This is a genomic window from Pedobacter nyackensis (assembly GCF_900176505.1).
GTDB classification, from domain to species: Bacteria; Bacteroidota; Bacteroidia; order Sphingobacteriales; family Sphingobacteriaceae; genus Pedobacter; species Pedobacter nyackensis.
Genome location: NZ_FWYB01000010.1, coordinates 132,085 through 146,057, shown reverse-complemented (window position 1 = coordinate 146,057; position 13,973 = coordinate 132,085). Strand labels below are relative to the sequence as shown.

The window sequence follows — 13,973 nt, the reverse complement described above, 5'->3', positions numbered from 1 at the left end:
TTTAAGCATTAGACAATTTCTAATTTAATCTTTTGCAATAGTGTATGGATATTGAGTTTGCCATGCAGATCTTCACCGTCCGACAAATCACCTTCCTCCACCTCATCTTTTTCAAAGTCCTTCTGCTCATATTTAAAGACCTTCCATGACTTGTCATAGTATTCAAGAGCAGTAAGATTTTCAACCCAATCACCACTATTCAAATAAGTTACCTCACCATTTTCTGTAACAATTGTTCTCATTTCGGGTTGATGAATATGCCCACAAACTACGTATTCATAGCCCTTCTCAGCGGCGAGTTCAGCAGCAGTTTCTTCAAAGCCATTGATGAATTTCACGGCATCCTTAAACTTTGCCTTGATTTTTTTTGAAAAACTCATTTTTTCCTGTCCCATCAACGACAAACACCAATTCACAAAACTGTTGATCAGGATTAAAGTATCATAACCTACAGCGCCCAATTTAGCCAGCCATTTAGAATGTTGCATAGTTACATCAAACACATCCCCATGAAAGAACCAGGCCTTTTTACCGTCTACCTCTACGATCAGTTTATTCTGCAGGTGAAATGCCCCCATATGCATATCAGCAAATTTCCGCAGCAGCTCATCGTGGTTACCGGTCAGATAATAAACCGGAACACCCTCAACTACAAATTTCATCAGCTTCCTCACTACTTTCATATGGGATTCTGGCCAATACCTTTTACTAAACTGCCAGATATCTATGATATCTCCATTTAAAACCAGCATTTTAGGTTTGATACTTTTGAGGTACTTCAATAATTCTTTAGCGTGACAGCCATAAGTACCCAGGTGTACATCAGAAATTACAGCAATTTCAACTTCTCGTTTAGACATGTATTGCAAATACTATTTTACATTACAAATTTGCAAGCTCATGATTAACCTGATGTTAAGTAACTGTTAAGTGTTAACATAGCGTATACAAACAAAAAAAGGGTGCTCATTCTCTAATGATACACCCTCTTATATTTTGAGAAAAACTTAAACGCTCTTCTTAACTCAAAGATTAAGCAGCTTTTTTCTTTTTATTTTCTGAATAGAATGCAAAGCCAAGACCTGCAACCAATAATATTGAACCCGCCAAAGAGATTTTCTCGCCCATGTAATACGACACCGGTTCGAACTTGAACTCTACCTTATGGTTACCCGCTTCAAGTTGTGCAGCACGCAATACATAATCAGCTCTAAAATACGGCTTCTCAACACCGTCAACGTACATGTTCCATCCTTTGTCGTAATAAATTTCAGAGAACACAGCGATCACATCTGTTGCAGCACTGAATGAATAAACCAGGTGATCCGGATGATAGCTTTCCAGCTTAATTATTGCACCAGTACCAGGGCCTAAACGTTTCTCATCAATCATAGACTTGTACCTTACATCAACAATTGCCTCTTGCTTCGGATCAAAACTACTGATAGCCGTCATTTCCTCGTCAGCATCTTTTGCAAACTGAACCTTCGGCACAATCCAGGCATTACCTGCCGCTGTAGCATTACGCTGCATTTTGTAAGACCCATTTTGCTGGTCTTGTGTAATGATGTATTTGGTATTCAACATATCCAATGCATCCTGATTAATGCTTTTAGAAAACTGTTTTTCAATCAGCTCCTGATAACGTTTTAATTTAGCAGCATGATACCCACCAATCGTTTTATGAAAGGCTGAAGCACTTGCATTTGAGAAAGTATTACCAGTCAGATCCAGTACCCTGAAATCAGGATCCTTATCCGCTATGATAAAATTATCTACATCCCTTGGCTCAAAATGACTAGCTAAATCACTTTTAGAAGCAAAATTACTATTGTTCAAATAACGGCGATCTACCTGCCACATATCAAACAATACTGCAAAAGCTAATAAACCGAAGGCCACTTGGGCAGTCATCTTTTTAGTAAGGAATGCCCAGATTAAGGTAAATCCTATAGCTATAAAAATAAAAGAGCGAATCGCATCAGCACGACCAATAGCGATCCTATCTTCAATAAGTGCATTGGCAATTTTATGGGCAAGTGCAGTATTATTTTGCAAGGTCTGCGTTAGTGCTTGAACAATTTCCTGATGATTTGCGGTCTTAAAACTAAAGAACAAAGTTGGTACAATGGCAACAATCAGTGCAAAACCACCTGTAATACCGGCAGACCATTTCAACTTCTGAATCAGGACTTTCTGATCAGTGTTTCCATCCTGTGCCTCTTTAACAGCAAGGATAGCAAGCAATGGAACCATCAGTCCAACCACAGCTAATATAGATTCAACCGCTCTGAATTTATTGTACAATGGGAAGTAATCAAAAAACAGATCTGAGATCAGTGGGAAGTTTTTACCAAATGACAACAAGATAAACAATACTGTCGTTGCTAAAATCCACCATTTCAAATGACTTCTTACAATAAACAACCCGAATACAAAGAGGAAGCAAATAATAGCACCAAAATAATAGCCGCCAGAAGTCCCTGGTTTTTCACCCCAGTACTGTTGCATATTTAAGTTCTGCGCCAGTTGCTGGATTGCCTGGGTAGTTTGAGCCGGGTCACCACCTGTCACTTCCGAAATAGCTTTATACATATGGCTTTCCGGTTTAACCAATTCATTTATACTGGTCGCTCCACCATACAGGTCAGGAATAAGAAAAGTAAAACTTTCACCAATACCCTGGCTCCAGCCATAAGCATACTCTTTCGCTTTAGCATTACTATCGCCACCATCCGAAGCCGCGCTGGTTAAATTAGATTTTCCTCTGATCGTTTCCTTTGCATACTCTGCGGTAGTCCACAATACACTTGCATTCACCATAACGGCTAAAACCAGTGCCGCAGTTAAATAGCCTACTGCTTTCCCTAACGCAGGTAATGTTTTTGTTTTATATGCCTGATAAAGCTCTATGCCCATAAAAATAAGGACAGACAGAAACAGGTAATAGGCCATTTGTACGTGATTTGCCCTGATCAGCAAAGCGAGGAACAATGCAGTCAAGCTTCCCCCAATCCAGTATTTACCGCGAAGGGTTAAAATAAACCCGGCAATAATTGGCGCAAAGAAACCAATTGCCAGAACTTTATTGTTATGTCCTGCTGCAATCAATACAAAATTATAGGTAGTGAAAGCAAATGCTATCGCACCTGCTGCAGCCAGCCATGGATTTATACGTAAGACAATGAATAAAAAATAAGCCCCCGATAACAACAGCAAAACTGTGCCTACAGGACTAGGGAATACATTTAAAATAAGTTTAAGGCCATAGGTAGCTCCATTATAAGCATACTGTGCCCAAATCTGATAAGCAGGCATACCACCAAACATTTGGTTGGTCCATAAAGGGGCCTTACCATCTTTGTCCTTGTACTCCATAATTTCCTTTTGCATGGCTTTCGCCTGCAAAACGTCATCCTGTGCCGGAGCTTTGCCTTGTAATACAGGGCTGAAATACACAAAACAGATGATTACAAAAAATCCAATTATGGCCAGATGAATGCCATTCGCTTTTAACCAGTTATTCATTAAGGTTTGTCTAAGATTAAACTAACCCCAAACTTAGATAAAATGATTTATTTTTATCTGTCTAGAACAACTTTTTTAAAAAAAATCTTTATTGGAATAAAAAGCGGCTATTTTACCTCTTCATAGTCTACAAAATCACCCAATTTGTCCGTCTTACCAGTTTTAGCGGTCGGCGGAACATAGTCGATTGAAATAGACCCCTCGGGTTTTGTATCTTGTTGTCTTGCCTGATTCCCGGCCTGCTGCTGTACCTTGCTAAACATGTTTCTTAACACAACAGGAAAAACCAAACGCAAGATGATGCGTATGATATAGAATATCAATAAGCTGACTATTATGAATTTTATGAAAAATCCCATTTTATTATTTTAATATTTATAACATAGACGGCGTTAAAATCTCAATATTACAGCGCCAATCTGTTTATTACATAGCAATTACAATACCATCGGCTTAATTGTCATCTACAACAGCCGCAACCCTGCCTATTTGTCCGTCTTCAAGCCTCACTTTAATCCCACGGGAATGAAATGCTGCCGAAGTAAGTAAATTGGCAACAATGCCCCTTGTTAGTTTTCCACTGCGCTGATCCTTTTTCAGGATGATATCAACTTCCAAACCCGGGTATATGTCTTTTCTGCTCTTTCCGTCCATCCTGCAAACTTACGACTTAGCAAATCTTTCTTCAAACATTTTTTCCATGGCAAACATCTCATCACGCAACCTGGCGGCCAATAGAAAGTCCATATCCTTTGCTGCCTTATTCATTTCCTTCTTCGTTTTATCAATTGATTTCTGCATTTCTGCTTTAGTCATGTATTGAACAATCGGATCTGCAGCCATACTTACCTCATCTACCTCAATATAAGCTTTCGCGCGCTTTGCTTCACCCGAAGAGAAATCCAGTACTGAAGTCTGCTCCAGAATGGCTTCACGACTTTTGCCTACTGTTTTGGGTACAATACCATTTTCAAGGTTGTAAGCGATCTGTTTTTCGCGGCGTCGGTTTGTTTCCTCTATGGTACGTTCCATAGAGTCCGTAATCCTATCGGCATACATGATCACTCTTCCTCTGTCATTTCTTGCAGCCCTACCTATGGTTTGAATCAAGGCACGGTCAGAGCGCAGGAAACCTTCCTTATCAGCATCCAAAATAGCCACCAGTGACACCTCCGGTAAGTCCAATCCTTCCCGCAATAAGTTAATCCCGATCAGTACATCAAACTCACCTAAACGTAATCCCCGCAAAATCTCCACCCGTTCCAGCGTTTTAACCTCCGAATGAATGTAACGACATTTGATATTTAACCTGTCCATATACTTGGTCAGCTCCTCGGCCATCCGCTTCGTCAGCGTAGTCACCAATATCCTGTCGCCCATTTTTATGGTCTTATCAATTTCATCCAGTAAATCATCAACCTGATTAACTGCCGGGCGAACTTCGATCAAAGGATCGAGCAATCCGGTAGGTCTGATTACCTGTTCAATTACAACACCTTCTGACTTCTGTAACTCATAATCTGCAGGTGTTGCACTTACGTAAATTGTTTGCGGCGCAAGGGCCTCAAATTCGTCAAAATTAAGTGGCCTGTTATCCAATGCCGAAGGCAAACGGAAACCATATTCAACCAATGACATCTTGCGCGACCGGTCGCCGCCATACATTGCTCTAATTTGCGGTACAGTAACGTGACTTTCGTCAATCACCATTAAATAGTCATCCGGGAAGTAATCCAGTAAACAGAAGGGACGCATCCCCGGTGTGCGACCATCAAAAAAGCGTGAGTAGTTCTCAATTCCTGAGCAATACCCCAGCTCTTTCATCATCTCTATATCAAAGTTCACGCGCTCTTCCAGTCTTTTTGCTTCCAGTGAGTGTCCATCACCAAGCAACTGGTTTTTACGAAGCTCAAGCTCTTCCTGTATACCCCAAATAGATGAAGTAAACCGATCCTTAGGCGTCACAAACAAATTAGCCGGATAAATCGCCATATCTTCCAGCTTCTCCAGTGTTTTTCCGGTTACCGGATCGATCACAGTCAGCTCTTCAATATCGTCCCCAAAAAAAGAGATGCGATAAGCACTATCCAGATATGCCGGAAAAATATCCACTGTATCTCCCTTAACCCTAAACGTTCCCCGCTTAAAATCATTGGTGGTACGCGCATATAGAATCTCGACAAGACTGTGTAAAAAGGAATTTCTTGAAATCCTCGTTCCCACTGAAAAACGGAACACAGACCTTGAAAAATCTTCCGGATTTCCCATACCATAAATGCAGGAAATAGAAGAGACCACAATGACATCTCTGCGCCCAGACATTAATGCCGACGTAGTACGTAATCGTAGCTTTTCAATCTCTTCGTTAATGCTCAGATCTTTTTCTATATAGGTATTGGTGCTGGGCATAAAAGCCTCAGGCTGGTAGTAATCGTAATAAGAAACAAAATAGTTGACCGCGTTTTCCGGAAAAAACTGCTTAAACTCCCCATACAACTGAGCCGCCAGGGTTTTGTTATGACTTAATATTAAAGTCGGCTTTTGGGTTTGCTGAATTACGTTTGCAACAGTAAACGTTTTTCCAGATCCGGTTACCCCAAGCAGGGTTTGATAATGTTCATCATTATTCACACCTTCCACCAATTGTTTAATAGCATTTGGCTGATCTCCTGTAGGTTTGTAATCGGAAACAATATTAAATTTCATCCGCAAATTTTATTATAAGATAGGTCCTTCAATCTGAAGAATCTTAACTATCAAAGATAGGAATATTTTCAAAGCCCTGTGATTTGAACATTTATATGGTAAATTTATACTTATGAATCCTACATGATTAAAACAATTCTTTTATGAAACTCTTGGTTTACACCCCGCTGCTTACCCCGCGCATAAAGTATATCTTCAGCTTTATATTTAACGATGTCCTAAAGACCGAAATCGGGTTCACTACACATGTAGAAGAGTTTGCCGGGTCAAATCTTCCAAAATTCAGTTATGCCCCTCAGCCAATTGATACTGAGCTGTTTTTTAAAAGCACAAACCTGTTGCTTGAACATAGAGTAAGCCGCCAGCATATTAAAACAACAATTTTCGGAGAAACCAAAGTTCCATTTGCGGTAGGAAACAGTACAATGCCCTTCGATGTGTTTGCTGCTTCCTTTTATTTTCTAAGCAGGTACGAGGAATACCTCCACAAAACCAGCAAAAATTACCTTCATCCCTACGAGACCAGTTTACAACATCAGCTGAAAATCTTAAAATTACCTATAATAGACAGCTGGGCCCTGATCCTGAAGAACATCCTGCTAAAGCACTTCCCTTCCCTGTGGTTTGGTAAGAGACATTTTTCTTTCAACCCTGTTTACTCCAGCCACCCAACAACAACCATCGGCAAAAACCTTGTAGCTAAAACCATTTCCACCATCAAGGCCTTTATGGTTAAAAAGCTAACACGACATGAAGAAAAAATTGCAGGAATCAATATGATTCTCGCCGATATGAAACGATTCGGATTCATACAAAAACCCGGTTTCTCCATTCCAAATCTACAAGGCAAACATCACTTTGATGCAAAGATGAAAATGCCTAAAAGCTATATTAAACTGGCAAATACTATAGCAAAAAACGATTACAGCATGTACTACAACGATTACCCAGGATTCAGAGCAGGCACCAGCATCCCTTTTTATTGGTACGATTTACAACTCGAAAAGAAAACTCAGCTGCTCTTACATCCTGTGGCTGCAACAGACATCGCACTGCTAAACAATAAGACGAGCCAGGAATTATTATTACAGATAAATGAACTTATAGATAGTGTGAAATTGGTTAATGGTGATTTTTATTTTTTATCTTTATATAATGATATTCGACCTCAGTAAAACCAATTCAATTGCAAATGTTTTTATCGCTGAGATCAGAGATAAGGATATTCAAAAAGATGCAATGCGTTTCCGTACCAACATGGAACGGTTGGGGACATTTTTCGCCTTCGAAATCAGTAAAACACTCAGTTTTCAACAAACAGAAACACAGACTCCTTTAGGCATTGCCAAAACAGCACAACTAACAGAACAACCCGTACTGGCCACCATTACCCGAGCCGGAATCCCCATGCACCAGGGTATGCTCAATGTATTTGACCGTGCGGAATGTGCATTTGTTGCTGCCTATCGTAAAATGCATAAAACTGGTCACTTTGAAATCGCAATAGAATATGTTTCATCGCCAGACCTGACCGACAGAATTGTCATCATGGCCGATCCAATGCTGGCCACAGGCATGAGTATGGTACTCTGCTGTAAAGAACTGATGGGCAGATACAAAGTCAAAGAACTACATATCGTGTCAGCCATTGCCAGTTCTGAAGGCGTAAGACATGTAAAAGCAAATCTGCCAAAAGCAAAATTATGGCTGGGCTCAATTGATGAGGAAATGACGAGTAAATCGTACATTGTGCCCGGACTAGGTGATGCCGGAGACCTTGCTTACGGAGTTAAGATTTAGCAAATTCTCTCTTTGACAATACCTGCCGCCTTTTAAAATATTAAACAAATGATCAAACATATCTTCTTCGATCTGGACCATACCATCTGGGACTTTGATCGGAATGCTGAAGAAACATTAAAAGAGCTTTATCAATTGTATGAACTTGAAAAGCTGGGCGTCAATTCCCGCGAAGAGTTTATTGCTACCTATACAGAAAACAATCATCGCCTCTGGGCAGAATACCATGTAGGCAAAATCACCAAAGAACAACTCAGATCTGAACGCTTCCATAAAACATTCAGACAACTCGGTGTAAGACCTGATAAAATCCCCACTCAATTTGAGGAAGACTATGTCCGTATTAGTCCAACCAAAACACACCTGTTCCTTGGCTCAGAGAAGGTGCTGACCTATCTTTACGAAAAGTACAGCCTTCACATCATTTCCAATGGATTTAAGGAAACTACCCTGACCAAAATGGATGTATCAGGCTTAAACCCATATTTCCGCAATGTCATCATTTCCGAAGATGTAGGCGTAAACAAACCACATAAAGCTATTTTTGAATATGCTTTAAATAAAGCGGCAGCCGAGAAACACGAAAGCGTTATGATAGGCGACAGCCTGGAGGCCGATATACGAGGCGCACAAGACTTTGGGATTAAAGCCATTTATTTTAATCCGCTTAAAAAAGAGAAACCATACGATGTAGAATCGGAAATTACTAGCCTGGAAGAATTGCTACTGCTTTTTTAGGTCTCGTAAAAATCTTGATTAAAGGCTTTTCTACCAGTCGGTAAAAAACAATGCTTACCATTAAACAGGCAGGAACAATGATGATTAAATAAAGTACCGGTCCCAGCGACAGGTACTTAAATACATAAGCAAACATCAGATATACCTTTGTATGGATCAAATAGGCAGAGTAAGAAGCATCCCCAGACAGCACACACGCAGCAGGAGTCCGTTTATGAAATGACTGCATGGTAAGAATGGTGCCCAACATAAATATAGCCGATGGTAAGCCCCAGAGCAATGCGCGATAAAAGGCTTTTTCATTTACATTCTGAACCAAAGTAATGGAGTGTAAGTCGAAATCAGGCCTTACAAATATGGTTGCACACATCAAAACCAGACCGGTTAGTAAAAGCCCCACCGAGATCGCTTTTTTTTGGGATGGCAAAAGCTCAAGCTTATTGAACTTCTGATACACCAACCCGCAAACAATACCGAATCCGAATTCCAGTAAGATAGGACTGGTCAAAAACTTCAGCAAAGGAATTTCTGTAGGAATAAGCAAGCCCGCTATACTTAATACCACTATCAAAAGTAGCATCCTCCTGTAAAGATCTTTTTTGAAAATCAACAGCATGCCAATTAAAGTATAGAAATAGATCTCGTACGATAAAGACCACCCTACCCCCATCAAAGGTGAAACGATGGTTTTGCTATCAAATAATGGAAAGAAAATCAATGTTTTAACCACACTCTCAATATTCAAAGCCTGATGATGTATGAAAACAGTGGTAAAAACCAGCAATGCTGACAGTAAATAATATAGAGGAAGTATCCTTACCGCCCTTTTTACAAAAAAGGTCTTCCAACCACCCGGTTTAAGATACGCAGGCATCACGATCGTCATGATAAAACCGCTTATCGCAAAAAACAAATCCACACCAATCGCACCCCATGTTTCTAAATGATAAAACGAGCCAATTGGGTTGGCAGCAGCAAATTTTGTTGTACCATTTGACCCCGCATGGAGCAATATAACCAGACTAACAGCAATAGCTCTTAACAGTTGTAAAGAATCAATATTTTTTTTCTGAGCCATCGTATCAGTCATTCGTTTTGCGGTGACGAATATAATATTGCGCAAGGTTTAAGGCAATAAAAACATGATTAAACAGGTTTGGGACCAAACCATAATACTTGGTGAATATCTTGAAACGTTCCTTTAAACTCTCCAGATGTTTCTTCTTTGAGACACCACCAACAAGATATTTAGCCACATAACTATGCGTATTGACGATGCTGGAGGCATTTTTTGCGGCGCGGATAATCCAGTCTATATCTGCACTGAATTTATACTGCAGATCAAATGGACCTGCAATGCTGCGTTTTACATATATAGCCTGATGACTGACGCTCATACCGTGTCTGAAACTCTTCCAATTGAAATGCTCAGGAGCGCGATGCCGTCTCTGACCCAAACTTTGCCATTGCTCATCATACATTTCCGTCTCACCGTAATAGATATCAGCCGAATCTGCGGATCCAAATACCTCAGTAACTGTTTCAGGGCCATAAATTTCGTCCCCTGAGTTCATAAACAAGACATAATCACCGGTTGCCAGCGAAAGTCCCTTATTCATGGCATCGTAAATACCCTTGTCTGGCTCAGAAATAAACTGTGCTAATCTCGACTTATAGTTATAAATGATATCCTTTGTCCCATCTTTCGACGCACCATCAATAATGATATATTCGATATTAGGATAGGTCTGATTCAGAACAGAAAGCATGGTACGCTCAATATCCTTTACATTATTATAAACGATAGTGATAACGCTTAACTTTGGTTGCATGGGGCTTAAAAACTATTTATTTCGGTTGGAGATCAATAAGAGATTGATACAATAATAAGTGTTTTTCTGCAATAACAGCCTCAGAGAAATGAATTAATATTGATCTGCGCGCTTCCTTTTGAATATCAGGCGCATTTTCATCATGATACAACCACTCTATTCCTGTAGCCAGATCTTCAGACGATTTATACTCGGCCAGATACCCATTTTCCAGGTGTTTTACCATATCAGGAATACCACCCGTTTTAAAGGCCACTACCGGCGTTGCACAGGAAAGACTCTCCATAACCGTGTTTGGTAAATTATCTTCCAGTGAGGGAGCAATAAACACATCTGCGGCCGAATAACACTTGGCAAGGTGCTCATCATTATTTATAGAACCCAGGAAAGTCGTTTTAAATGGAAATTCAGGCATATCAACATTTTCCTTATTCCCGAATATAACCAACTCAATATTTTCTTTAACAATACCTGGTCTTGTAGCCAGGTCGTTCAAGGCATCAATAAGATAGGCCGTCCCCTTATGTTTGTCGTTCTTTGAAGGCATAAAGCCACTCATCATGACAAACTTATCCGGGTTAATCTTTAACATCTTTTTCGCCTCCGACTTTACGTAAGGCTTAAACACATTCGTTTCGATGGTATTCGGGATTACTGTAACCTCCCTAAAGCCCATTAAACTACTCAATTTAACAGAATTGGCCATCCAGTTGCTTGGCGCAACGATATGACAATTCAGCTCAGAATAAGCCTTCTTCTTGCGCAACCAGTTGCTGTGTGAGAGATCATTCTTTCCACTAAAACGAAGTAGCGGACAAAAGCCACATTCTTTATGATAATTTTCGCATTCATACCGCACATGGCAGCCTCCTGTAAAAGCATTACTATCGTGAAATGTCCACACTATTGGCTTTTCAAGCTCATCAAGCTGAGCCAGAAACTTAGGAGAAAGAAAGCCATGATTTATCCAATGTAAATGGATGATGTCTGCCTCCTTTACCGCTGGGTGTTTAATCACCGATCGTCCAAACCATTGGACAGAGAAAGGCGTTTTTACTGCTTTCGAAACAGCTTTAGATAAATACCGTTCCGCAAGAATATTGAAAATTGCTTTTGCTTTTTGAAAAGGACTTTTACTGAATGTCCCGGTCTTAGTGCTTTCTTTAAACTGAAAATACACCATTACTTTCGACGACACTCCACCGGCATTAAGCGCATCACTTAACCTTAAACAAGCCCTGCCTGCTCCACCGTTTCCTTCGTATGTATTCAGATGTATTACCTTCAATCAGTACCTCCTTTATACGCTATGCGCGTTTCATTGTCAATTTTGTAAATACATGATTCAAATAACGCAGCCCCCGCTGCAGATAAGTCCCTTTGCGGTGTTTCAGGAAGTGTCTTACCGCCTGATAACCGGGCTTATATTCTTCCAGCTGTTCTGGAAATTTAGTAATCCTGAAATTATTGATCGCCCCCTTATATATCGTACTCACTCCAGAGTGAACTCCTGAACCGTCATGACCAATATTCTCTATCAACGATAGCGCTGGGTTTACGGAAAGTCCTTTGTTTAAAAATACGGATGCATACCACCTGATGGCCCATGAATTATTTCTCCCATGCTTAAACTCCATCATGTGCTTCCAAAAATTCATACCTCCTTCGAGCTCAAACTGATGTTTCGACCGCTCATCAAATCTTGCAATGAGCTTGTCAATATCCGGTTCAAAGTTTTTCCATGCCCTGTCCCAGGTAGCCCAAGCCTGACTGCTGGCGATTCTTAGAAAGAATGTTTCCGGCAATTGTTCATGAGGAATCGGGTACATATAAGCAGTTACATGCATCACCTTCTCCACATCATTATATTTTGTTAAAGCATCATTAAAATACTGAAGCGTAAAGGGCGAACTCAATACATCATCTTCCAATACTATCGCTCTGCCATATTCCTTGCATAATCTGCTAACCCCGTCAATCACTGAATTGGCCAGTCCATAATTACGTTCCCGTTCTACGACTTCAACAGATTTAAATCCGGTGATGCTATGCGCCAGATCTCTAACCGCCTTCACATTATCTTCTTCACCACTACGGGCACCATCAGAAAATATAAACAACCTGGATTCTTCAGCCAGATCATTCTTTTGAAGAAAGTTAAGTGTTCTGCGCGTGTGCTCAGGACGGTTATAAACGAAAAGGGCTATAGGGGCAAATTTTTGCATTTGCAATGGGTTAAATAATTATACTATAAACGCTGGTAAAACCTATGAAATTGTACAACCAAATCTAACTATATTTTTCTGGATTTACCATGCCCAGCTTAGCGGAAAGTCCATCCTTGATAGCAATTAAAAGCTTTTTGTAATTCTCCTCTTTGCCGGTCAGCTTACTGATGATCCATTGCCCCTTTAAAAAAAGCCATTTGTTCAACCCGTAAATGACACTATTGCTGACATTAACCCGGTCGTAAAAATAAACACTATTCCTTACCTGGTAGTAAGTCCGGAAATTCCATAAATCTAAATATATAGAGCGCCATACCTTCTTCACGTATTTAATACCATAAGATTTATCAATATCGGTAATCTGACTGGAGGGAATGAGCCATATCGTAGCCCCTTTTTCAGTCATCCGGTAGGTATATTCAGAATCATCTGCATAAACAAAAAACTCCGCTTCAGGATAGCCAATCAAATTCACCAGCTCTTTGTGAAAAAACATACCTCCATAAGGTGCGTAAGGCATCGGTGCCTTTTCCCTTACAGGGCCAGGCTTGATGAATTTCTCCCGAAGTTTATAATATTGATTAACAGGGATTCTGAACAAGTTAAAGCCCATAAAACTATTCCTGACCAGAAAAAACCGGTTCGCATCCTCGCCCTGCGCAACCCTGACATGCTGCCTTCTATCCGGGCGGAGCGAAAACAAAGCCTTCTGGTGATCAGCGGCAGGAATTGTAGGCCATATTTCAGTAAGTTTTTCAAGTGCCTCAGGGACAGGAAGATTATCATCATCCAGCAGCCAGACAAAGTTGGCTTCAGTCTGCTTCATAAAGTATTCCAATCCGGCCTTATATCCCCCGGCTGAGCCTAGATTCTCCGTATTGGTAATGACCTTAATCCGTGCATCTTGTAATAATGCACAATTTTGCGCAACGCTATAAGTAGAAGCATTATCTACCACTATAACATCTGTTACGTTTTCGAGGGCAGTAACACCCTTCAGCACCTGTTCTAAAAATTGCCACCTATTGCTATAGGTAACAATTAACACACAAATATTATATGTTATCTTTGCCATCTTATCCATGCAAGTTTACAACATATACGCACATATTACAATATAAATAAAAAACGATCTATTAAC

13 protein-coding genes are annotated in these 13,973 nt (G+C 40.3%); 3 read left to right on the top strand and 10 right to left on the bottom strand.

Features of this window, described 5'->3' with window-relative positions:
* Window positions 1-8: 8 nt before the first annotated feature.
* The 5 genes from B9A18_RS17450 to uvrB form a co-directional block, all read right to left on the bottom strand.
* Window positions 9-860: a UDP-2,3-diacylglucosamine diphosphatase gene (locus B9A18_RS17450; protein ID WP_084290832.1), complete on the bottom strand. Its 852-nt coding sequence runs from the start codon at window positions 858-860 to the stop codon at window positions 9-11.
* A gap of 172 nt (window positions 861-1,032) precedes the next feature.
* Window positions 1,033-3,528, bottom strand: coding sequence for a hypothetical protein (locus tag B9A18_RS17445; protein WP_084290831.1), 2,496 nt, complete (start codon window positions 3,526-3,528; stop codon window positions 1,033-1,035).
* 107 nt (window positions 3,529-3,635) lie between these two features.
* Complete coding sequence (locus B9A18_RS17440; protein WP_084290830.1) at window positions 3,636-3,887, bottom strand: DUF4834 family protein; 252 nt, start codon at window positions 3,885-3,887, stop codon at window positions 3,636-3,638.
* A gap of 94 nt (window positions 3,888-3,981) precedes the next feature.
* Window positions 3,982-4,182, bottom strand: coding sequence for a YwbE family protein (locus B9A18_RS17435; RefSeq protein WP_084290829.1), 201 nt, complete (start codon window positions 4,180-4,182; stop codon window positions 3,982-3,984).
* Window positions 4,183-4,191: 9 nt separating this feature from the next.
* A complete protein-coding gene (gene uvrB / locus B9A18_RS17430) occupies window positions 4,192-6,234 on the bottom strand; it encodes an excinuclease ABC subunit UvrB (protein WP_084290828.1) in 2,043 nt (680 codons plus the stop codon).
* A 143-nt stretch (window positions 6,235-6,377) separates the two neighbouring features.
* Here uvrB and B9A18_RS17425 point away from each other — a divergent pair, with 143 nt between their 5' ends.
* From B9A18_RS17425 to B9A18_RS17415, 3 genes are read left to right on the top strand one after another with little or no spacing between them, the layout of a single operon-like run.
* The gene (locus B9A18_RS17425; RefSeq protein WP_084290827.1) at window positions 6,378-7,409 is read left to right on the top strand and encodes a DUF7033 domain-containing protein; all 1,032 of its coding nucleotides are present in this window, start codon (window positions 6,378-6,380) and stop codon (window positions 7,407-7,409) included.
* Window positions 7,390-8,034 (top strand): uracil phosphoribosyltransferase, encoded by a 645-nt coding sequence (gene upp / locus B9A18_RS17420; protein ID WP_084290826.1) that lies wholly within the window; start codon window positions 7,390-7,392, stop codon window positions 8,032-8,034. The genes B9A18_RS17425 and upp overlap by 20 nt, the downstream gene beginning before the upstream one ends.
* 48 nt (window positions 8,035-8,082) lie before the next feature.
* Complete coding sequence (locus B9A18_RS17415; protein WP_084290825.1) at window positions 8,083-8,772, top strand: YjjG family noncanonical pyrimidine nucleotidase; 690 nt, start codon at window positions 8,083-8,085, stop codon at window positions 8,770-8,772.
* Here B9A18_RS17415 and B9A18_RS17410 read toward each other — a convergent pair.
* From B9A18_RS17410 to B9A18_RS17390, 5 genes are all read right to left on the bottom strand, one after another.
* Complete coding sequence (locus B9A18_RS17410; protein WP_084290824.1) at window positions 8,741-9,862, bottom strand: acyltransferase family protein; 1,122 nt, start codon at window positions 9,860-9,862, stop codon at window positions 8,741-8,743. The two genes, B9A18_RS17415 and B9A18_RS17410, sit on opposite strands and share 32 nt — an antisense overlap.
* Window positions 9,855-10,604 (bottom strand): glycosyltransferase family 2 protein, encoded by a 750-nt coding sequence (locus B9A18_RS17405; protein WP_084290823.1) that lies wholly within the window; start codon window positions 10,602-10,604, stop codon window positions 9,855-9,857. The genes B9A18_RS17410 and B9A18_RS17405 overlap by 8 nt, the downstream gene beginning before the upstream one ends.
* 16 nt (window positions 10,605-10,620) lie before the next feature.
* A complete protein-coding gene (locus B9A18_RS17400) occupies window positions 10,621-11,892 on the bottom strand; it encodes a glycosyltransferase family 4 protein (RefSeq protein WP_084290822.1) in 1,272 nt (423 codons plus the stop codon).
* 19 nt (window positions 11,893-11,911) lie between these two features.
* On the bottom strand, window positions 11,912-12,829 hold the full coding sequence (locus B9A18_RS17395; RefSeq protein WP_084290821.1) for a glycosyltransferase family protein: 918 nt from the start codon (window positions 12,827-12,829) through the stop codon (window positions 11,912-11,914).
* Between the two features lie 64 nt (window positions 12,830-12,893).
* Window positions 12,894-13,907, bottom strand: a complete 1,014-nt coding sequence (locus tag B9A18_RS17390) for a glycosyltransferase (protein ID WP_084290870.1) — start codon at window positions 13,905-13,907, stop codon at window positions 12,894-12,896.
* Window positions 13,908-13,973: the final 66 nt, after the last annotated feature.

Bases quoted from the DNA above. Each gene is read 5' to 3' on its own strand.
- B9A18_RS17450 (WP_084290832.1), bottom strand. From the start codon at position 860: ATGTCTAAACGAGAAGTTGAAATTGCTGTAATTTCTGATGTACACCTG.
- B9A18_RS17445 (WP_084290831.1), bottom strand. From the start codon at position 3,528: ATGAATAACTGGTTAAAAGCGAATGGCATTCATCTGGCCATAATTGGA.
- B9A18_RS17440 (WP_084290830.1), bottom strand. From the start codon at position 3,887: ATGGGATTTTTCATAAAATTCATAATAGTCAGCTTATTGATATTCTAT.
- B9A18_RS17435 (WP_084290829.1), bottom strand. From the start codon at position 4,182: ATGGACGGAAAGAGCAGAAAAGACATATACCCGGGTTTGGAAGTTGAT.
- uvrB (WP_084290828.1), bottom strand. From the start codon at position 6,234: ATGAAATTTAATATTGTTTCCGATTACAAACCTACAGGAGATCAGCCA.
- B9A18_RS17425 (WP_084290827.1), top strand. From the start codon at position 6,378: ATGAAACTCTTGGTTTACACCCCGCTGCTTACCCCGCGCATAAAGTAT.
- upp (WP_084290826.1), top strand. From the start codon at position 7,390: ATGATATTCGACCTCAGTAAAACCAATTCAATTGCAAATGTTTTTATC.
- B9A18_RS17415 (WP_084290825.1), top strand. From the start codon at position 8,083: ATGATCAAACATATCTTCTTCGATCTGGACCATACCATCTGGGACTTT.
- B9A18_RS17410 (WP_084290824.1), bottom strand. From the start codon at position 9,862: ATGACTGATACGATGGCTCAGAAAAAAAATATTGATTCTTTACAACTG.
- B9A18_RS17405 (WP_084290823.1), bottom strand. From the start codon at position 10,604: ATGCAACCAAAGTTAAGCGTTATCACTATCGTTTATAATAATGTAAAG.
- B9A18_RS17395 (WP_084290821.1), bottom strand. From the start codon at position 12,829: ATGCAAAAATTTGCCCCTATAGCCCTTTTCGTTTATAACCGTCCTGAG.
- B9A18_RS17390 (WP_084290870.1), bottom strand. From the start codon at position 13,907: ATGGCAAAGATAACATATAATATTTGTGTGTTAATTGTTACCTATAGC.